Source organism: Phaeovulum sp. W22_SRMD_FR3 (assembly GCF_052113705.1).
Lineage (GTDB): Bacteria > Pseudomonadota > Alphaproteobacteria > Rhodobacterales > Rhodobacteraceae > JBGQOG01.
Map to the genome: position 1 here is coordinate 13745 of NZ_JBGQOG010000033.1, position 19442 is coordinate 33186.

Below are 19442 nucleotides of genomic sequence, written 5' to 3' on the forward strand. Positions count from 1 at the left end.
CCCGCTCGGGCGGTGCGGGAAGCCTGCGCCGCGCCATATCGCAAGGGAGCCATCTGATGACCGATCTCAAAGACCATTCCTTCCACGGCAAGCACCTGATTGCCGGTTCCTGGGTTGCCTGCGCGGCGACGTTCCAGAGCGAACCGGCGCACGGTCCCCGTCGGACCTTCAGCTCGGGAACGGTCGAACTGATCGATCAGGCGGCCGAGGCGGCCGAGGAAGCGTTCTGGAGCTATGGCTATGCCACCCGCGCCGAGCGGGCGGATTTTCTGGAGGCCATCGCTGAAGAGATCGAGGCGCGGGCCGAGATCATCACGCTGATCGGCACGCAGGAAACCGGCCTGCCGGTGGCGCGGCTGCAGGGCGAGCGCGGGCGCACGGTCGGCCAGCTGCGGCTCTTCGCGGCGCATATCCGCAAGGGCGATTATCTGGACCGCCGCCATGATGCGGCCCAACCCGAGCGCGCGGCGGGCCCGCGCCCCGACATCCGGCTGATGGAGCGTCCGGTGGGGCCGGTCGCGGTGTTCGGCGCCTCGAACTTCCCGTTGGCTTTCTCGACGGCGGGGGGCGATACCGCGGCGGCGCTGGCGGCGGGCTGTCCGGTGGTGGTGAAGGGCCATTCGGCGCATCCGGGAACCAGCGAGATCATCGCCGAGGCGATCCATGCCGCGATCCTGCGCAGCAAGATGCATCCCGGCGTGTTCAGCCTGATCCAGGGCGGCAACCGCGCGGTGGGCTCGGCGCTGGTGCAGCATCCGCTGATCAAGGCGGTGGGTTTCACCGGCAGCCTTGCGGGCGGCAGGGCGCTGTTTGACCTGTGCGCCCAACGCCCCGAGCCGATCCCCTTCTTTGGCGAGTTGGGCTCGGTGAACCCGATGTTCCTTTTGCCCGAGGCGATGGCGGCGCGCGGGGCCGAGCTGGGGCGGGGCTGGGCGGCCTCTTTGACGATGGGCGCGGGGCAGTTCTGCACCAATCCCGGCATTGCGGTCGTGCTCGACTCGCCCGCGGCTCAGGTGTTTATCGCAAGCGCTGCCGAGGGGCTGGCGCAGGTCGCGCCGCAGCCGATGCTCACGCCGGGAATCGCCGCGGCCTACCACGCGGGACAGGCGCGCTTTGCCCAAAGCGCGGCCCAGCCGGTCTTTACCAGCGCCTCCGAGGGCCGCAGCGTGACGCCCAATCTGTACGAAGTCACCGTCGATCAATTCCAGCAGGATCATGGCCTGCGCGAGGAGGTGTTTGGCCCGCTCGGGCTGGTCGTGCGCGCCCGTGATCTTGCGGATCTGCAGCGGCTTGCCAAAGGCTTTGACGGTCAGCTGACGATGACGCTGCACATGGACGCCGGCGATCTGGCGGCGGCGCAGAGCCTTGCGCCGATCCTTGAGCGCAAGGCCGGGCGGGTGCTGGTGAACGGCTTTCCGACGGGGGTCGAGGTGGTGGATGCGATGGTCCATGGCGGTCCCTATCCGGCGTCCACCAATTTTGGCGCAACCTCGGTGGGCACGCTGTCCATCCGCCGGTTCCTGCGCCCGGTCAGCTATCAGAATTTTCCGGCGGCGCTGCTGCCCGAGGACCTGCGCTGATCCGCAGGAGGAGACCCGCGGCCAAAGGCTGGTCTCGGGCGTTTTTAATGGGAGGACGACCACAATGAACCACAAGGAACTGGCGCAAATCACGGCCCTCGCTTCGCTCACACTCGCGGCGAGTCTGACCATTGGCGTCTCGGGCGCTGCGGCGCAGACGACGCTGACGGTGACGCATTCCTCACCCGCCGACAGCCATTTCGGCGTCGCGGCGACCGCGTTCAAGGAGGTGATCGAGAAAGAGACGAATGGCGCGATCAACGTCGTCATTCAGCGCGTTGACAACGAGCGCGAGGCGATCGAGAGCACCCAGCTTGGCGCGCAGGAATGCGCCATGGGCTCGGCGGGACCGCTGGGCAATTTCATTCCCGAGACCCGCGTGCTTGATGTGCCGTTCCTGTTTGACAGCTATGCTCATGCGCGCGGCGTGCTCGACAGCGAGATCGGCGATGAGCTTTTGGCGAAATTCGACGCAAGCGGCCTCAAGGGTGTGGCCTGGCTGGAAAATGGCTTTCGCAACCTGACCACGGGCACCAAGACCGTCAGCGGGCCGGAAGACATGCGCGGCATGAAAATCCGCACGATGGAAAACGAGGTGCATATGAAAGCCTGGCAGGCGGCGGGCGTTTTGCCGACGCCGATGGCCTTCTCCGAGCTGCCCTCGGCACTGCAACAAGGCACGGTGGACGGGCAGGAAAACCCGATCCCGGTCATTCTCGCCAACAATCTCGATATGATGCAAAAGCACCTCTATCTGACCCGCCACGTCTATTCGCCGGGTATCTTGCTGTGCAATCTCGACTTTGTCGAAGGGCTTGATGACGCCGGGCGCAAGGCCGTTCAGGACGGTGCGAAAGCGGCAGTGGCGGCCAACCGCGCGCGCGTTGAGCAAGATGAAACGCAAGGGATCGAAACCCTGCGCGGGCGCGGCATCGAGGTGGTCGAGATCACCGACCGTGACGCGTTCCGCGATGCGATGTCGGCGGCAAATGCCGATTTCGACGCGCAATTCGGGGCTGATCTGCTCAAGCGCATCCGCGACTGGAAGGCGCAATGAGCACAATTGTCACGTTGATACGGCGTGTCGACGCGACAGTCGCGATGGGGGTGGCGGTGGCCGCCTCCGTCGCTCTCGCGGTCGCGGCGCTGGCGAGCTTTTGGCAGGTGATGGGGCGGTTTGTGTTCCAGGTTCCTGCCACATGGTCCGAGGCGCTGACCCGCATTGCGCTGATCTGGATGGTGATGCTCGGGATCTCGACCGCGCTGCGGGCGGGGGCTTTCGTCGCGATTGATCTGCTGCGCGATGCGCTGCGCGGCCGGTTGCGGTTTGCCCTTCAACTCGCGATCACGCTCGCCTGCCTGTTCCTGTTCGCGACGCTGTTCTGGCTCGGCTGGGAGATGGCGCTTCGGGTGCAGCGGCAAGAGATGGCGGGGCTAGGAATTTCGATGAGCTGGGGCTATGCCGCCATCCCCGTCGGATCGGTTTTCGCAGGCCTCGGCGTCCTGGCCCATTTCTTGCAACATGCGAAGAGGATTGCATCATGACCGGCGCGATGATGACCGCGATGCTGGTGCTGTTCGCGATTTCGGTGCCGATTGCGATTGCGCTGTGTCTGGCATCGATGGTGGGGCTGTTTGGTTTCACGACCTTGCCCGCGATTATCCTGCCGCAGCAGATCTTTATCGCGCTGGATAAATTTCCGCTGGCCGCGATCCCGTTCTTCATTCTGGCAGGCAATCTGATGGAGGTCGGCGGCATGTCGCGCCGCCTCGTGGAATTCGCCCGCGCCTTTGTCGGGCCGCTGCAAGGTGGCCTGGCGGCGACCTGCGTGCTGACCTGCATGATGTTCTCGGCGATCTCCGGCTCGAGCATTGCAACCATGTTCGCGGTGGGCACGGTGCTGATCCCGGCGATGCGCCACTATGGCTATCCTGTCGGGTTCACAGCTGCGCTGATGGCGGTCTCGGCGGAGCTGGGCGTGATCATTCCACCCTCGATCCCGATGATCCTCTACGGCGTGGCCACGCAAACCTCGATCCCCGCGCTGTTCCTTGCCGGGGTGTTGCCGGGCCTGCTGATCGCGGGGGCGCTTTTGGTCACTGTGTTGGTCTGGTGCCGTCTGAAGGGCTGGGGCCAGCGCGATGGCGACGGCCGCCTTGACCGCTGGACCGCCACGCGCCGTGCCATCTGGGCGCTGCTGATGCCGGTGCTGATCATGGGCGGGATCTATGGCGGCGTCACCACGCCGACCGAGGCGAGCATCATCGCCGTCGCCTATGCGCTGCTTGTCGGGTTTGTGCTGCACCGCGAAATGAGCTGGGTGATGATGCGGGACGCCTGGCGGCGTTCGGTGGTCACCGCTTCGGTGATCATGTTCATCATCGGCTCGGCCAGCGTTCTGGGCTATCTGCTCAACCGTCAAGGCGTGCCCGATGCGGCGGCGCTCTGGCTGACCAGCTCGTTTGAGGGGCCGCATGCGCTGATGCTGGCGGTGAACCTGATGCTTTTCGTGGTGGGGATGTTCATCGAGACGGGGGCCAGCATCATGGTTCTTGGCCCGATCCTGCAGGAGGCCGCGGTGCGTCTGGGGATCGATTCCGTGCATTTTGGCACGGTGATGATCGTCAATCTGGCGCTCGGCATGATCACGCCGCCGCTGGGCGTCAATCTCTTCGCCGCCGCACAGATCGCGCAATGTTCGGTCACGGTGATGCTGCGCCCGCTTCTGGTCTTTGTCGCGGTGATCATCGCCTGCCTCCTGGTGATCAGCTTCGTGCCCGCGATCTCGCTGACGCTGCCGGGGCTCATGACACGCTGACCCGGCGCAAGGGGGCGGTCTTCGCAAGGGGAGATCGCCCCCGACCTTTCTCAAATACCCACCCTTCAAAGCCTTCCGGCCTTTCAAAAGTACCGGCCTTTCTCACCTGCTGCCTACAAGGATTTTTCCGATGTCCGCCGCCATGCCCGAGCTCTTGATTCAGTCCCTGCGCGAGATTGCGGGGCATCGGCATGTCCATACCGGCGCACGCGCGACGCGACGGTTCCGCAAGGGCTATCGCTACGGGGATGGCGAGATTCTGGCGGCGGTCGCCCCCGCTAACCTGATGGAAAAATGGCGTGTGCTGCAGGCCTGCGTCGCCGCAGATGTGGCAATCATCTTTCAGGCGGCGAACACCGGGCTGACGGGGGGATCGACACCGTTTGGCACAGGCTATGATCGCCCCATCGTCATCATCAGCACGCTGCGGATCACGCGGATCGACCTTTTGGCGGGGGGCGCGCAGGTGCTCTGCCTGCCCGGTGCGACGCTCGATCAACTTGAGCGGCGGCTCAAACCGCTGGGCCGCGAGCCGCATTCGGTGATCGGCTCAAGCTGTATCGGCGCCTCGGTGACGGGGGGCGTGTGCAACAATTCGGGTGGCTCTTTGGTGCAGCGCGGCCCCGCCTATACCGAGCTTGCGCTTTATGCGCAGGTGGATGCGCAGGGGCGGCTGCATCTGGTCAATCATCTCGGGATCGATCTGGGCGCGCACCCCGAGGAGATCCTGTCGCGGCTGGACGCGGGACAGTATTCCGAGGCCGATGTCCGCGCACCCGAGGGGGCGCTGGCCTCCGATACCGCCTATAAAACCCATGTCCGCGATGTCGAGGCGGCCACGCCCGCGCGGTTCAACGCCGATCCGCGCCGCCATTACGAGGCCTCTGGCTCGGCGGGCCGGATCGGGGTGTTTGCGCTGCGCCTCGATACTTTCCCCGTCGCCGCGCAGGAGCAGGTGTTTTACGTCGGCAGCAATGACCCCGCCGATCTGGCGGCGATCCGGCGGCATGTGCTGACGCAGTTCAAAACCCTGCCGATTGCGGGTGAATACATGCACAAGGACGCGTTCCGCGCGGCGCAGGTCTATGGCAAGGATCTGTTCATGTTCATCCGCGCCTTTGGCAGCGTGAACGTCCCGCGCGCCTTTGCGGCCAAAAGCTGGTTCGACGGGGTGACCGAGGCGCTGGGGCTGGGCAAGACCCTGTCCGACCGCCTGTTGCAAGGCGCCATGCGGGTGATGCCAGAGCATCTGCCCAAGCGGCTGATCGCTTACCGCGACCGATATGCCCACCATCTGATCCTGCGCACGGGCGATGCGGGGATCGGCGAAATGCGCGCCTATCTCAGCTCTTTCCTGCCCAACCAGCAGGGCGATTTCATCGAATGCACGCCAAAGGAAGGCGAGGCTGCGCTGCTCAACCGCTTCACCTCCGGCAGCGCGATCGTGCGGTACCGTGCGGTGCATCCCGCAACAGTGGAGGATATTGTCGCGCTTGATGTCGCCCTGCCGCGCAATACTTTGGAGTGGTTCGAGACGCTGCCGCCGAAGATCGACGCGCGGATCGCGCTGAAGATCTATGTCGGGCATTTCCTGTGCCATGTGATGCATCAGGAATATCTGGTCAAAAAGGGCACGGATTGCGCGGCACTCGAACATGAGGTCTGCGCGCTCTTGGATGCCCGTGGGGCCGAATATCCGGCGGAGCATAATGTCGGCCATCTTTACGCGGCGAAACCGGCGCTCACGGCGTTTTACCGCACTCTCGATCCGACCAACCGCTTCAACCCCGGCATTGGCAAAACCTCGAAATGTCGGGACTGGCATTAGGCTCAGGACACAGTGATATCCGTGGCGCTGGGGAATTCACGCCTTCAGAAATGGGGCGGTGACAGGCGCGATCTCTTCTGGCGGGCCGATGCGCAGCTGGCCCGTCTGGCCCCGTCTTTCCCGGGCCGCACGGAAAGCCCCGGGCTGATGACAAGCGGGTGCTGAGCGGGATTTTCTTCAACCGCAATGGCTTGTCTTGGCCTGACGCTTTTGCTGCATATCGTCATCGCCCAACGCTCTGCAGCCGCTGGAAGCGTTGGAGCGAAAAGGGCTTCTTCGCGCGGAGGCTGGCCGGGCGGACGGCGGAGCAGGGCGAGAAGGCGAATGTGATGATCGATGCTGCATCGCTGACGGCCCACTGAACGGTGGCCAATATGGCCACCACAAGGGGGGGCGGCGCGCAGAGGGGCAGCCTGATCGGTCACATGCGAAGGGGAAGGCGCATTGATCCGGGGGACCATTTTGCCCCGTAGCGGGGCGGCATAAGCACGACGCTGGACGTCATTTGCGACAGCCAAGGGCGACCGGTTGACCTGTTCGTCACAGCCGGACAGATCCGCAATTGCCTCGGCGCACGGGCTTTGCTGTCGGCCTGCCAAAGGTCGACTGGTTACCCAGGCATCGCAACCATCGCCTTCCTCAAAGCGGCCTCTTCTCGGCGATGCGATCTCCACAATATCTCCACGAAATCTCGGCGGTCCGTCCACCGCAAGATATCAAGAACCTGCGGCACGAAACCGATGGGACGCAACATGGCACGCCGCACGACCTTGATTCTCTCGCTTCTTGGCCTGATGGCCGGAACACTGGCCCTGGCCAGCCTGTCCGAGCGCCCGGATGCGCCATTGGCGGAGGAGGCGGGACCAGAGATGACGGTCCGGCTGACCGTCGAAACGGTTCAGCGCGAGCGGGTGATCCTCGAGACGCAGCGCTCTGGCCGGGTTGCGGCCTTTCGGCGGGTCGAGATCCGTCCGCAGGTGGGCGGTCTGATTCTGGAACGGCATGTGAAAGAAGGAACCCGGATACCGGTTGGCGAGGTTCTGTTTCGCGTCGATCCGGCACCGCTCAAGGCTGATCTCGGTGTCGCGGATGCGACGCTCGCGCGGGCCGAAGTGGCCGAAGCCCATGCGCGCCGCGCCGTTGACCGCGCGGATGCCTTGCTCGCCCAGAATGCGGTCAGCCGCGAAAAGAACGATGCGGCGCATAACGATCTTTTGCTTGCCCGGGCAGGTGTCGCGGAAGCGCGCGCATTGGTCGCGCGCAAGCGGCTGGATCTGGGGTTTGCGACCCTGCGCGCGCCGATCAATGGCTATGTCGCGGCCGGGCTCGCGGATGTCGGCGCGCTTGCATCCCCCGGCAGCGAAAAGCCGCTGGCGGTGCTGCAGGACCTTGAGAAGGTTTTTGTCGACCTGCGGCTGCCCGCAAAAGATCTGGATGCCTTCCTGCTTGCCGCAGAGACCGGGGTGGGAGAGGTGCGGATTTTCCCGGATCTCAACGGATCAGCCCCCATGTCGGCTCCCACATCGTCCCCCATGTCGGCTCCCATGTCTGCCCCGATGATTGGCCAGCTCAAATTCTCCGATGTCATCGTCGATCCGGGAACCGGATATGTCAGCGTCCGCATTGAGGTCGCCAACCCGGATCTTGCCTTGTTGCCCGGCATGTTCGTGCGCGCAACACTGCCCTACGGCGTGCTTCCCGACGCGCTTTTGGTGCCCGAAGAGGCGGTCTTGCGGACGGCGGGCGGCAGGGCGCAGTTGGTCATTGTCTCGCCGGAGGCCAGGGCCATGCGCCGGGACGTTGCGCTTGGCGCCCGCATCGGCAATCGCATCGTCATCGCCTCGGGTCTGATGCCCGGCGAGACCGTGGCGATCCGCGGTCAGGACCGCGTGCCCGAGGGGGGCGTGACAGCGGTCACGACCCATGCCGCCGACGCTCCGACATCCCATCCCCAACGCTGAAAGACAGGTGCCATGTCGCAATTTTTCATTCTGCGCCCGGTCTTTGCCTGGGTGATCGCAATCTTCATCGCGCTTGCCGGGATCGTGGCGATCCCGCGCCTGCCTGTCGCGCGCTTCCCCGATATCGCGCCGCCGAGCGTGAGCATTTTCACCACATACGCCGGGGCCGATGCACAGACGGTCAGTGACAGCGTGATCCGCCCGATTGAAAAGGAACTCTCCAGCGTCAAGAACGTGCTCTATTACCAGTCCAGCGTGGACGCGACCGGGGGCGCGAGCATTTCCGTCACTTTAAAACCGGGCACAAACCCGGAAATGGCACAGGTCGAGGTGCAGAACCGGCTGAAGAATGCCGAAGCCCTGCTGCCCGATCCCGTGCGCCGTGCGGGTCTCGGGGTCGAGGCGGCAGAGTCAGGCTTTTTGATGGTCATCACGCTCAAGTCCCGCGATGGCGCGACGGACGAACTCAGCCTTGGCGAATATCTGACCCGCAATCTGGCCGAAGAGCTCAAGCGGGTCCCCGGCGTCGGACGTATTCAGCAATTCGGGTCGGACCGCGCGCTGCGGGTCTGGGTCGATCCGGCGAAGCTCACGGCGTACGGGCTGAGCATGTCCGATGTCACCGAGGCAATCAGGCGCGAGAACGCGCAGGCCGCCCCCGGCCGGGTGGGCGATGAACCGGCGATTCCGGGTACCCGGATATCGACGCCGCTGGTGATCCGCGGGCAGTTGACCTCGCCCGAGGCCTTTGCCGCCATCCCGTTGCGCGCCAATGCCGACGGGGCGCGCCTTGTGCTGGGCGATGTTGCCCGGCTGGAGATGGGCGCGCAATCCATGGCGTTCAGCGTCAGCAGCAATGGCAAACCCGCCGCCGCCGCCGCGATCCAGATGTCGCCCGGTGCCAATGCCGTCAGCACCTCCGCCGCGATTGAAAACCGGCTGGCCGAGCTGCGCCTTGCGATGCCCGAGGACATGGAGGTCTCGATCTCCTACAACACCGCGCCCTTCGTGAAAGTGTCGATCGCCAAGGTGATCCATACGCTGATCGAGGCGATGGTGCTGGTCTTTCTGGTGATCCTGCTGTTCCTGCAGAAACTGCGCTACACGCTGATCCCGACCATCGTCGCACCCGTTGCGCTGTTGGGGACTTTCGCGGTGATGGCGCTGGCGGGCTATTCGATCAACATGCTGACCATGTTCGGCATGGTGCTGGCCATTGGCATCATCGTCGATGACGCCATCGTCGTTGTCGAAACCGTCGAGCGGATCATGGCGCAGCAAGGTTTGTCGCCCCGCGCCGCAACCCAACAGGCGATGCGCGAGATTTCGGGCGCGATCGTCGGCATCACACTGGTTCTGGTCGCGGTCTTCCTGCCGATGGGGCTGGCCAGCGGATCGGTTGGCGCGATCTACCGTCAGTTCACCCTGTCGATGGCGGTGTCGATCCTGTTTTCGGCCTTCCTTGCCCTCACCCTGACGCCCGCGCTGTGCGCCACGCTCTTGAAACCCGTCACCGGACATGGCGCGGCGCGCGGCTTTTTCGGCTGGTTCAACCGTGGCTTTGAGGCGCTGACCCGCCGCTATACCGGCTGGGTCGGCCTGACATTGCGGCGGGGCGGGCGGATGCTGGTGCTCTATCTCGTGCTGATCGGGGCCATGGCGGTGGGCTACATGCGCCTGCCGACCTCTTTCGTCCCGGAGGAGGATCAGGGAAGTTTCATGGCAATGTTCGAGCTTCCCGCAGGCGCCACCGCCGAGCGCACAAGGGCCGTGATCTCCGCCTATGAGGCCCATACCGCGACCCGTCCCAACATCACCGAGAACACGGTGATCCTCGGCTTTGGCTTCTCGGGCTCGGGCCCGAATGCGGCGCAGGCCTTCACCAGCATGAAAGACTGGGGCGCACGCACGACCAGTGTCGATGCGGAAATCGCCGCCGCAGAGGCCGCTATGGCCGAGCTTCCCGAAGGCACCGCGATGATCATGAAGCCCCCGGCAATCGAAGCGCTGGGCACCACTTCGGGCTTCTCGCTGCGTCTGGAGGATCGCGCCAATGCGGGTCCGGCCGCGCTGAAAGCGGCCGAGGCGCAGCTGATTGCCCTTGCTCAGGACAGCGCGCTGCTCTCTGGCGTGATGAGCGCGGGCCTGCCCGATGGGATGAGCATCAACCTCGCGATCGACCGCGACAAGGCTCAGACCTTCGGCCTGGCGTTCGACACGATCCGCGAGACGATCGGCATGGCAATCGGGTCGGTTTACGTGAACGACTTCCCCAATCAGGGGCGGATGCAACAGGTGATCGTGCAGGCGGATGCCCCGGCCCGGATGCATGTCGAAGACGTGCTGCGGCTGGAACTGCGCAATCGTGACGGTGGCATGGTGCCCCTGTCCGAGGTGGTGACCCCGGTCTGGGAAGATACGCCGCAGCAACTCAACCGCTACAACGGCTATCCGGCCGCGCCGATCTCGGGCGAGGCGGCGCGCGGGGTGTCCAGCGGGGCGGCCATGGCGGAGATGGAGCGGCTGGTAAAAATGCTGCCACAGGGTTTTGCGGTGGAATGGACCGGACAATCGCTGCAGGAAAAGCAATCGGCCCATCAGGCGCCGATGTTGCTGGCGGCCTCGATGCTGATCGTGTTCCTGGTGCTGGCGGCGCTCTATGAAAGCTGGTCGCTGCCGTTCTCGGTGATGATGGTGGTGCCCTTGGGGGTTTTGGGGGCGGTGAGCGCCGTGCTGCTGCGCGGGGCGGATAATGACGTGTTCTTCAAGGTCGGGCTTGTCACCATCATCGGGCTTTCCGCCAAGAATGCGATCCTCATGGTGGAATATGCCCGCCACCTGCGCGCACAGGGCATGGGCCTGCATCGCGCCATCCTGAAGGCCGCGCGCTTGCGCCTGCGGCCGATCCTCATGACATCGCTTGCGTTTATTCTGGGGGTCGTGCCGCTGATGATGGCGCAAGGGGCCGCCTCCGAGATCCAGAACGCCATCGGCACCGGTGTCTTTGGCGGCATGGTTTCGGCCACCGCTCTGGCCATTTTCTTCGTGCCGGTGCTTTATGTCACCGTGAGCCGCCTTGCTCGCCCAGCGGCGCAAAACACCCTTCGAAAGGCCGCGCCATGACCGATGCCCTGATCCTGATCATCGAGGATGAACCCGAGATCGCCGAGATCCTCGAGACCTATTTCGCGCGCGAAGGCTTTCGCGTGATCTGTGCGCGTGACGGCGTGATCGGCCTCGCCCATCACCAGCGCCTGCGCCCTGACCTTGTGGTTCTGGACATCAAGCTGCCGGGCCAGGACGGCTATGAGGTGCTGGCGGCGATCCGGCGCCGCGGCGAGACGCCGGTCATCATGGTCACGGCTTTGGCCGAAGACCTCGACAAGTTGCAGGCCTTGCGCATCGGAGCCGACGACTATGTGGTCAAACCCTTCAATCCGCTCGAAGTGGTGGCCCGGGCCCGGGCCGTGCTGCGCCGCACCATGGGGCGGGCGCCCGATCATGTGTTGCGGCTTGGCCCCCTCACGGTCGATCCGGAGGCCTATCGCGCCAGCATCGACACGAATGCCGGGACCGTCCCGCTGGACCTGACCCCGACCGAGTTCCGCATCCTTGCGCATATGGCCCGCTTTGCGGGGCGGGCCTTCAGCCGGGGCGATCTGGTGGATGCCTGCCTGCCGGAGGGGGCAGCGCTGGACCGCACCGTCGACAGTCATGTCAGCAACCTGCGCCGCAAACTCGCGGAGGCGGGGGCAGAGGGGATGCTCGAAGGCGTGCGCGGGATCGGCTACCGGCTGGACGCGACCCATGTCCGGTAATCTGAACGCACGCATCACCAAGACGATGGTCGCGCTGACGCTGATTGCGGCGCTGGTCGTCTCTCTGGGGCTGATGGCCTATTTCCTGTTCATCTATGACTGGCTCTACCCCGATCTCGATCAGGATGCCGTCTGGCGCCTGGCCGACACCGTCATGGTCCTGGTGCTTCTGGCCTTTGGATTGCTGACGGCCTCGGGGATCGGATGGCGTCTGGCCCGGCGGATCGTCGAGCCGCTGAAGTCTGTGGCGGCAGCCGCGCGCCGGATCGCCACCGGTGATTTTTCCGCCCGGGCCGAACTGCCGGCCGGCAGTTTTCGCGAAGCGGCGGATCTGCTTGCCGATTTCAACGTCATGGCAGAGCGTCTGGAGCGCGCCGAGGCCGAGCTTGCCTATTCCAATTCTGCCATTGCGCATGAGCTGCGCACGCCGCTGACCATCTTGCGCGGTCGCTTGCAGGGGCTGTCGGACGGCGTTTTTGACCCGACACCGCAGGTCTATGCGCGGCTGATCACCCATGTCGACCACCTCTCGGCGATTGTCGAAGAGTTGCGCACGCTCGCGCTCAGCACCGCGGGGCAGCTGGACCTGATGTTGGCGCCGCTTGATCTGGCCAGTGAGGCCGATGCCGCGCTGAACGGGCTCGAGGCGGAATTGACGGCGGCGGGGATCACCTTGACCCGCAGGTTTGCCCCCGCCCGCATGCTGGCCGACCGGACCCGGTTGCGTCAGGCCTGCGTCGCGGTTCTGGAGAATTGCCGCCGCTATGCGCCCGGCAGCAGCGTCCATGTCGAGACGCGTGCCGAGGGTGGTGAGGTGGTCTTTCGCTGCTCCGATACCGGGCCGGGCCTGTCCGCCGATGATAGGGCGCGTGCATTTGACCGGTTCTGGCGGGCAGAGGCCTCGCGCGGGCGCAGCCTTGGCGGTTCGGGCCTCGGCCTGCCCATCGTGCGCGCCATCGCGCGTGCCCATGGCGGCGAAGCGCGGATACTGCCGCATCACCCCAGCGGTTTGACCGTGGAAATCCGCCTGCCGCAGAACAGCCGCCCCACCGGAGAGCTTCATGACTGACGATTTGGATGCCTATGGCGACCTCGCGGCGCGGCATGTGTCGATGCGGCGGGTCCTGCAGCTCTTCACCCCCCACAGGGCACGGATCGCGGGGGTGGTGGCGCTGATGGTCCTCGCCTCGGCCATCGGGCTGGCCGGGCCGTTCCTGTTGCGGGCGATCATCGATGAGGCTCTGCCACAACAGGATCTCGCGCTGCTGGTCTGGCTCGCGGGGGGCATGATCGCGGCGGCACTCGCCTCGGCGGGGATCGGCGCGCTTCAGATCGTGCTGAGCACCCGCATCGGGCAGGCGATCCTGCACGATCTGCGCGTGCGCCTTTATGCGCATCTGCAATCGTTGTCATTGCGGTTTTTCACCAGCACCCGCACCGGCGAGGTACAATCGCGGATCGCGGGCGATATTGCGGGGCTGCAATCGCTGATGACCGAAACCGCGAACGAGCTGGGCCGCTCGCTCAGCGCGGTGGTGATGACGGCGGTGGCGATCCTCCTTCTGGATTGGCGGCTGGCGCTGTTCGTTTTGCTTATCGTGCCGGTCACCGTGCTGATCAGCGCGCGGGTCGCCCGCCTGCGCGAGGCGCTGACCTACCAGCAACAGGCCCGCGCCGCGGACATGTCCGCCGCCGTGGAAGAGACGCTCTCGGCGCCCGGCATCATCCTTGCCCGCACCATGGGGCGCGGCCCCTGGCTCACGCAACGCTTTGCCCGCATTTCGCACGATTTGGCGCGGCTGGAGGTGCGATCGCATACGGCAGGGGAATGGCAATGGTCGCTGATCGGTTTTGCGCTGGCCACCCTGCCTGCGCTGACCCTGCTGGCGGGCGGGGTGTTGATGGGAACCGGCAATCCGGCCAGCATCGGCACGCTCGTCGCGATGATCGCGCTGCAGGAACAGCTTTTGTGGCCCTTTGAGCAATTGCTCGAGGTCGGCCGTGACACCCGCAAGACCCGCGCGCTTTTTGCCCGCGTTTTTGAATATCTCGACAAGCCGGTCGAGATCACGGAACGCGCCGATCCGGTGCGCATTCCCCGCTCTGCCATGCGCGGCGCGGTGCAGCTTGACCATGTCTGCTTTGCCTATGCCGAGGGAAGCGGCCCGGCGCTGAACGATGTCAGCCTGAGCATTCCGGCGGGCAGCCATGTGGCCATCGTCGGCCCGACGGGCTCGGGCAAGACCACGCTGGGCTATCTTCTGGCGCGGCTTTACGATGTCGAGAGCGGCGCGATCCGCTTCGACGGGGTCGATCTGCGCGATCTCAGCCTTGAGACCTTGTCGCAGATGCTGGGGGTGGTCTCGCAAGAGCCCTATCTGCTCCATGCCTCGGTGGCCGAGAACCTGCGCTTTGCCCGGCCCGAGGCGACCGAGGCCGAGATGATCGCCGCCGCGAAGGTGGCCCAGATCCATGACCATATCGCGGCCCTGCCGGAGGGCTATGCGACGCTGGTCGGCGAAGGCGGTTTCCGGTTCTCGGGCGGTGAGAAGCAACGTCTGGCGCTGGCCCGCACCCTGCTGCGCGACCCGCCGATCCTGCTGCTGGACGAGGCGACAAGCGCGCTCGACACCGGCACGGAACGCGCAATGTCGCTGGCCATGGATATCATGGCCACCGGCCGCACGACGATCACCATCGCGCACCGGCTCTCGACGATCCGCCACGCTGATCTGATCGTGGTCATGCAGGGCGGGCGCGTGATCGAGACCGGCACACACGCGGCGCTGGCGGCGGCGGGCGGGGTCTACGCCGGGCTTCTCGGCGGCGCGTGAACGCCGCAGGGATGCGCTCAGGTAGGGATAGCGTCAGGAGTGATGACCAACAGTTGACGTGAGCCGCTAGAGGGGTGGCAGGGAGGAACAGCTAGGGGCAGCTTTCATCGCGGGTGGCGAAGCGCCTCCCGTCCTTGAGCCTGCCGAACATGCCCTCGATGCGGTTGCGCCGCTTCGATCTCTGCTTGTGGTATTTGACCGGCGTTTTGCGTTTCTTCGGGCCTGGGATTGAGCCACTCCGACCAGAATGCCGCGGGCCATCAGGACGCTGCGGGCCTGATTGATCAACCGCGTCCTGTCCGACACAAGGCGCTCGCGCGCAGGGCGCAAGGCCTGTAGGTTGAGCTGCTGTTCCAATCTGATCGCGACGAATAACATTCTGGGGCGCGTCGCGGCTTCGGCTATTGCCTCCGCGTCGTCTTGTGCACGTTCACTTAGGGCCGGACATACGGCGGCGACATCAGCCGTGGCCCATGTCCTTACTGAAGACAAAAGCGCCCGATGTGATGTGCGTCGCAGCAGGTTTCCATCGCAACAACACGAGGTGACAGCCTGTCCAGAAAAGCCAGCCGTCGATGCCGCAGGAGGCGTTTGCGAAACACGATCGCTCCTGCATCGTCCAGCCCGGCAAGGCTGCAAACGATCTTGCCCAGATCTATTCCCAAAACCTTGATGTCCATCAGATGCTCCTCTCGCCACCCAAGGTCGCCGCAAGAGCCGCGGTCTGGTGGGAAGGCCGTTCATCCCATTAGCTCACATCAGATGCCGGCAGGGCCCACTTTCGGGTCAGTAAAATCAACAATCAATTTTCCCCGCTCTCAGCCCCATTATCAGATCACTCTGCCTATTTGACGCGCCGCAGGAAGTTTGCTGTCCGCATGTCTTGCGGGCTATCGAAGATCTGCGACGGCGTGCCTTCCTCCACGATACGCCCCCCGTCCATGAAGATAATCCGGTCGGCAATTTCGCGGGCGAATTGCATCTCATGCGTCACGATCAGCATGGTCTGCCGCCGCTCAGCCACGCGGCGCATCAGATCCAGCACCTCGCCCACCCATTCGGGGTCGAGCGCCGATGTGGGCTCGTCCAGCAACATCAGCGCCGCGTCCAGCGCCATGGCGCGGCCGATGCCGATGCGCTGCTGCTGGCCACCGGACAGGGCGGCGGGATAGCTCTCGGCTTTGTCGGAAAGGCCGATCTCGCGCAGGATATCCGTGGCCCGCGCCTCAGCCGCGGCGCGGGGTTTGCGCTGAACGGTGATGAGGGCTTCAGTGATGTTGTCGCGCGCGGATTTGTTGGCAAAAAGCGCGTAATTCTGAAAAACAAAGGCGGTCCGGCGGCGCAGCGACAGGATTTGCGCCGCGCTGGCCGTTGCCGCGTCCACGCTGAGATCGCCGATGCGGATCACCCCGCTCTCGGGGCGGTCGAGGTAGTTCAGACAGCGCAGCAGCGTCGACTTGCCGGTGCCGGAGGGGCCGATGATCGCCACCCGCTCGCCCGCCGCGATGTCAAGGTCGATGCCGTCCAGCACGGTGTTGGCGCCGTAGCGCTTGGTCAATCCGCGAATGCTGATCATCGGGAGATCGCCTTGTTCAGGTGCCGTTCCAGCTGTTTTTGCAGGAAGGACAGGGTTTCAACGATGGCCCAATAGAGCATGGCCACCACAAGGAAGGCCTCGAAATAGAGGAAACTTCCCGCGGCTTCCTTTTGCGTTGCCCCCATCATCTCGGTCACCCCCAGCGTGAAGGCGAGCGAGGTGCTTTTGATCATGTCGATGAAATAATTGACCAAAGTCGGTGCCGCCACGCGTGCGGCCTGCGGCAGAATGATCCGGCGCATCGACTGCGCCTGCGTCATGCCGACGGCCTGTGACGCCTCCCACTGGCTGCGGTCAACGCCGAGGATGGCCGCGCGGATGCTCTCGGCCATATAGGCCGAGAAATGCAGGGTCAGCCCGATGATCGCCGCCGTCACCCCGTTGATCCCCGACAGAACCGGCAGGATCTGCGGCAGGCCGTAGTAGAACAGGAACAGCTGCACCAAGAGCGGCGTGCCGCGGAAAAAGCTGATGAACAGCTGCACGGCCTTGTCCAGCACCGGCACGCGCATCACGCGCTCCACCGCCAGAAGGCAGGCCAAGAGCAGGGCGCAGACCATCGCCGCCAGCGCCATGCCGATCGTCAAGGGCACATATCCCAGGATGATGGGCACCAGACCGATCATATAGTCGATGTCGAGAGCCCGCATCGCGTCAGCTTGCCGGCGCGGTCACGTCAAGACCCAGCCATTTTTCGGAAATCGCCTTCAGCGTGCCGTCAGCTTTCAACTCGGTCAGCGCCGCATCCAGCTTGTCGCGCAGGGCCTGACCTTCGGCGTCATTGCGGAAGGGCAGGGCGTTCTGGATCTCGCTGAACGGGGCACCGGCCAGCGCCAGCGGCAGGGGGCTTTCCTTGATCACCTGCGCCGAGGAGACGCGGTCCATCACGAAGGCATCAATGCGCCCGAGCGCGGTGTCCTGCTCGATATTGCTTTCATAGGTGCGGATGTCGATCTCGCTGGCATAGGGCAGCGCACGCAACAGCTGCTCGAAGTTGGAGCCAAGGTTCACCCCGACCGAGCGCCCCTTCAGGCTTTCAACACCGGTGATCTCGGTCTCATTGCCCTTTTTCACCACCACCTGCGCGCCGTCATAGACATAGGGCTGGCTGAAGGCGAATTTCGCCGCGCGTTCAGGCGTGATGGTGATCTGGTTGGCAACCGTGTCGATGCGGCCAGCTTCCAGCGCCCCGATCAGGCCCGAGAAGGACATGGTCGAAAATTCCACCGTATCGCCGGTTTTCGCGGCAAGGGCGTTCATCAGATCCACTTCAAAGCCCTGCAGCTTGTCCTGCCGCACAAAGGTGAAGGGGAAATATCCGCCGGACATGCCGACACGAATGGTGTCTGCCGCGGCGGGGAGCACGAAGGCCCCGGCCAGAAGTGCTGCCAGTGAGAGAGTTTTGAACATGTGATATTCCTGTATCCTGCGTGCTCAAAATGCTTGTGACAGCCGTGGAGATCAAGGCGCATTGCGAAACAAGCACGCAAGCGCCTCAACTTGAGCCGCTGCAGGATAGAGATCCCCGATTTATGGTGAAGTCAGGTCCGTTTTTCTCATAGGCCCGACAGTCCGCGGACAATGGTGTGCTTTGAATAATTCGGTGATGTTGCTGAGCTTGGAGGTCATGGGTTTCAAGATATTGATTTAAAACAAAAAAAGACGTTTTTTCTATCAAGGGGTGAGCGTCCCCTTATGACGAATTTCGAGGCATGCAGGGCCAAGACTTGCTCCGTCCCCTTGCGTTACTAATGACGGCGTTGTCGCGAACGGCCCATGGCTGCCGGTCGAGAGCCTGCCGCCGCTGCGGTGCGGCTTCCCCGAAGCGGCCGTTCACAGACTGGCGCGGCAAAATCCGGGGACGAATGTCGCTGATGCGGACTTTGCCGCCACTGGCCTCCGCTGGACCTACTGCGCTCCGGCCAAGGTTAGCATCGCAGCGACGAATGCTGTGGGGGCTTCTTGCGGCAAGTTGTGACCCGCTCCAGTTATGATCCTGCGCTCGTAGAAATCAGCAAAATGTTTTCGGTCAAAATCTTCATCTGTAGGCGGATCGACCCCATCATCCTGCCCTTGAAGTACGATGCATGGCACGGCGATATTCGGCTGCGCGGCCAGCAGCGCCTCGATCCGGTCATATGACAGATCACCTGAAACACCGCCAAAGCGATGCCGGTAGGAATGGAGCACGATCTCCACAAAGTCAGGATTGTCGAACGAGGGAGCCGTTGCGCCCCAGGTCTCATCACCAAAACGCCAGCTAGGCGACCAGAGCGACCAGATATGACGGCAGAGGTCATGTCTGTTCTGCGTCAGTCCAACCCGCCCCCGTTCAGTTTGGAAGTAGTACATATACCAGTATCGGGCTTCTTCCACTGCTGGGGCCGGTCGCCAAGCGTTTGCAATGTCTTGAATGTTGTAGCCTTGGCCGCAACTAACGAGGCCACGGACACGCTCCGGCCAGAGCGCCGCAACGATACAGGCCGCACGTCCGCCCCAGTCGTATCCGCCAAGGAAAGCGCTCCTGATTGCAAGCGCATCCATGAATGCCAGAAGGTCAGCCCCGAGCGCCGCTTGCTGGCCGGAACGCATTGTCGCGGATGAAAGGAAGCGGGTTGGGCCGTAACCGCGCAGATAGGGAACGAGACAACGGAATCCTCGCGCGGCAAGATCGGCCGATACGGCATCATAAGCATGGGCGTCATAGGGGAAGCCATGAAGCAAGATGACGGGATCGCCCGTCTCTGGCCCGGTCTCATGATAATGGACCTCAAGACAGCCTGCCTCAATTGACTTCATCCGTCCTCACCCTCCTTGCGTCTTTCCAACATTAAGACAAGGTGCCGACCGGCGGCAATGGGCTCAAAGCGGTCTTGCGGCAGCGCGGCGAGCCTTTCTTGAGGCAAACGCCGCCGTATCGACGTGATCGGCCGAGGCTGTGTGGAAACGCGCGTGCAAGGTGCGCCGGATGTAGGTGTGTCGGTCTGCTCGCTTTTTGCAGCCTC

Annotated in this window: 15 protein-coding genes and 2 pseudogenes; 11 read left to right on the forward strand and 6 right to left on the reverse strand. The window is 64.1% G+C overall.

The window, feature by feature from the left end:
* The first annotated feature begins 56 nt into the window (after positions 1 to 56).
* From ACEN2S_RS22255 to ACEN2S_RS22305, 11 genes and pseudogenes are all read left to right on the forward strand, one after another.
* A complete protein-coding gene (locus tag ACEN2S_RS22255) occupies positions 57 to 1580 on the forward strand; it encodes an aldehyde dehydrogenase (NADP(+)) (RefSeq protein WP_441870638.1) in 1524 nt (507 codons plus the stop codon).
* A gap of 64 nt (positions 1581 to 1644) precedes the next feature.
* Positions 1645 to 2637, forward strand: a complete 993-nt coding sequence (gene dctP / locus ACEN2S_RS22260) for a TRAP transporter substrate-binding protein DctP (protein WP_441870640.1) — start codon at positions 1645 to 1647, stop codon at positions 2635 to 2637.
* Positions 2634 to 3125 (forward strand): TRAP transporter small permease, encoded by a 492-nt coding sequence (locus tag ACEN2S_RS22265; RefSeq protein ID WP_441870642.1) that lies wholly within the window; start codon positions 2634 to 2636, stop codon positions 3123 to 3125. The genes dctP and ACEN2S_RS22265 overlap by 4 nt, the downstream gene beginning before the upstream one ends.
* Positions 3122 to 4399 (forward strand): TRAP transporter large permease, encoded by a 1278-nt coding sequence (locus ACEN2S_RS22270; protein ID WP_441870644.1) that lies wholly within the window; start codon positions 3122 to 3124, stop codon positions 4397 to 4399. Before ACEN2S_RS22265 ends, ACEN2S_RS22270 begins: the two co-directional genes overlap by 4 nt.
* Before the next feature lie 130 nt (positions 4400 to 4529).
* Positions 4530 to 6227 (forward strand): D-lactate dehydrogenase, encoded by a 1698-nt coding sequence (gene dld, locus ACEN2S_RS22275; RefSeq protein ID WP_441870646.1) that lies wholly within the window; start codon positions 4530 to 4532, stop codon positions 6225 to 6227.
* A 27-nt stretch (positions 6228 to 6254) separates the two neighbouring features.
* Positions 6255 to 6858, forward strand: a pseudogene (locus ACEN2S_RS22280) (transposase); the annotation flags it as partial.
* 121 nt (positions 6859 to 6979) lie between these two features.
* Positions 6980 to 8188, forward strand: coding sequence for an efflux RND transporter periplasmic adaptor subunit (locus ACEN2S_RS22285; RefSeq protein ID WP_441870648.1), 1209 nt, complete (start codon positions 6980 to 6982; stop codon positions 8186 to 8188).
* A 12-nt stretch (positions 8189 to 8200) separates the two neighbouring features.
* Positions 8201 to 11311, forward strand: coding sequence for a multidrug efflux RND transporter permease subunit (locus ACEN2S_RS22290; RefSeq protein ID WP_441870650.1), 3111 nt, complete (start codon positions 8201 to 8203; stop codon positions 11309 to 11311).
* A complete protein-coding gene (locus tag ACEN2S_RS22295; protein ID WP_441870652.1) occupies positions 11308 to 12006 on the forward strand; it encodes a response regulator in 699 nt (232 codons plus the stop codon). Before ACEN2S_RS22290 ends, ACEN2S_RS22295 begins: the two co-directional genes overlap by 4 nt.
* Positions 11996 to 13075: an ATP-binding protein gene (locus ACEN2S_RS22300; protein WP_441870654.1), complete on the forward strand. Its 1080-nt coding sequence runs from the start codon at positions 11996 to 11998 to the stop codon at positions 13073 to 13075. Before ACEN2S_RS22295 ends, ACEN2S_RS22300 begins: the two co-directional genes overlap by 11 nt.
* Positions 13068 to 14840 (forward strand): ABC transporter ATP-binding protein, encoded by a 1773-nt coding sequence (locus ACEN2S_RS22305; RefSeq protein ID WP_441870656.1) that lies wholly within the window; start codon positions 13068 to 13070, stop codon positions 14838 to 14840. The genes ACEN2S_RS22300 and ACEN2S_RS22305 overlap by 8 nt, the downstream gene beginning before the upstream one ends.
* A 91-nt stretch (positions 14841 to 14931) precedes the next feature.
* Here the strand turns inward: ACEN2S_RS22305 and ACEN2S_RS22310 are convergent.
* From ACEN2S_RS22310 to ACEN2S_RS22335, 6 genes and pseudogenes are all read right to left on the reverse strand, one after another.
* Positions 14932 to 15075: pseudogene (locus ACEN2S_RS22310) on the reverse strand (IS5/IS1182 family transposase); the annotation flags it as partial.
* A 244-nt stretch (positions 15076 to 15319) separates the two neighbouring features.
* On the reverse strand, positions 15320 to 15520 hold the full coding sequence (locus tag ACEN2S_RS22315; RefSeq protein WP_441870658.1) for a hypothetical protein: 201 nt from the start codon (positions 15518 to 15520) through the stop codon (positions 15320 to 15322).
* 164 nt (positions 15521 to 15684) lie between these two features.
* On the reverse strand, positions 15685 to 16416 hold the full coding sequence (locus ACEN2S_RS22320; protein ID WP_441870660.1) for an amino acid ABC transporter ATP-binding protein: 732 nt from the start codon (positions 16414 to 16416) through the stop codon (positions 15685 to 15687).
* Complete coding sequence (locus tag ACEN2S_RS22325; protein ID WP_441870662.1) at positions 16413 to 17087, reverse strand: amino acid ABC transporter permease; 675 nt, start codon at positions 17085 to 17087, stop codon at positions 16413 to 16415. Before ACEN2S_RS22325 ends, ACEN2S_RS22320 begins: the two co-directional genes overlap by 4 nt.
* A 4-nt stretch (positions 17088 to 17091) precedes the next feature.
* Positions 17092 to 17847: an amino acid ABC transporter substrate-binding protein gene (locus tag ACEN2S_RS22330; RefSeq protein ID WP_441870664.1), complete on the reverse strand. Its 756-nt coding sequence runs from the start codon at positions 17845 to 17847 to the stop codon at positions 17092 to 17094.
* Positions 17848 to 18345: 498 nt separating this feature from the next.
* Positions 18346 to 19236, reverse strand: a complete 891-nt coding sequence (locus tag ACEN2S_RS22335; protein ID WP_441870666.1) for an alpha/beta fold hydrolase — start codon at positions 19234 to 19236, stop codon at positions 18346 to 18348.
* Positions 19237 to 19442: the final 206 nt, after the last annotated feature.

Coding starts and splice junctions, on each gene's coding strand:
- ACEN2S_RS22305 (WP_441870656.1), top strand. CDS start 13,068: ATGACTGACGATTTGGATGCCTATGGCGACCTCGCGGCGCGGCATGTG.
- ACEN2S_RS22285 (WP_441870648.1), top strand. CDS start 6,980: ATGGCACGCCGCACGACCTTGATTCTCTCGCTTCTTGGCCTGATGGCC.
- ACEN2S_RS22270 (WP_441870644.1), top strand. CDS start 3,122: ATGACCGGCGCGATGATGACCGCGATGCTGGTGCTGTTCGCGATTTCG.
- ACEN2S_RS22320 (WP_441870660.1), bottom strand. CDS start 16,416: ATGATCAGCATTCGCGGATTGACCAAGCGCTACGGCGCCAACACCGTG.
- dld (WP_441870646.1), top strand. CDS start 4,530: ATGTCCGCCGCCATGCCCGAGCTCTTGATTCAGTCCCTGCGCGAGATT.
- ACEN2S_RS22265 (WP_441870642.1), top strand. CDS start 2,634: ATGAGCACAATTGTCACGTTGATACGGCGTGTCGACGCGACAGTCGCG.
- dctP (WP_441870640.1), top strand. CDS start 1,645: ATGAACCACAAGGAACTGGCGCAAATCACGGCCCTCGCTTCGCTCACA.
- ACEN2S_RS22330 (WP_441870664.1), bottom strand. CDS start 17,847: ATGTTCAAAACTCTCTCACTGGCAGCACTTCTGGCCGGGGCCTTCGTG.
- ACEN2S_RS22335 (WP_441870666.1), bottom strand. CDS start 19,236: ATGAAGTCAATTGAGGCAGGCTGTCTTGAGGTCCATTATCATGAGACC.
- ACEN2S_RS22300 (WP_441870654.1), top strand. CDS start 11,996: ATGTCCGGTAATCTGAACGCACGCATCACCAAGACGATGGTCGCGCTG.
- ACEN2S_RS22315 (WP_441870658.1), bottom strand. CDS start 15,520: ATGGACATCAAGGTTTTGGGAATAGATCTGGGCAAGATCGTTTGCAGC.
- ACEN2S_RS22325 (WP_441870662.1), bottom strand. CDS start 17,087: ATGCGGGCTCTCGACATCGACTATATGATCGGTCTGGTGCCCATCATC.
- ACEN2S_RS22295 (WP_441870652.1), top strand. CDS start 11,308: ATGACCGATGCCCTGATCCTGATCATCGAGGATGAACCCGAGATCGCC.
- ACEN2S_RS22255 (WP_441870638.1), top strand. CDS start 57: ATGACCGATCTCAAAGACCATTCCTTCCACGGCAAGCACCTGATTGCC.
- ACEN2S_RS22290 (WP_441870650.1), top strand. CDS start 8,201: ATGTCGCAATTTTTCATTCTGCGCCCGGTCTTTGCCTGGGTGATCGCA.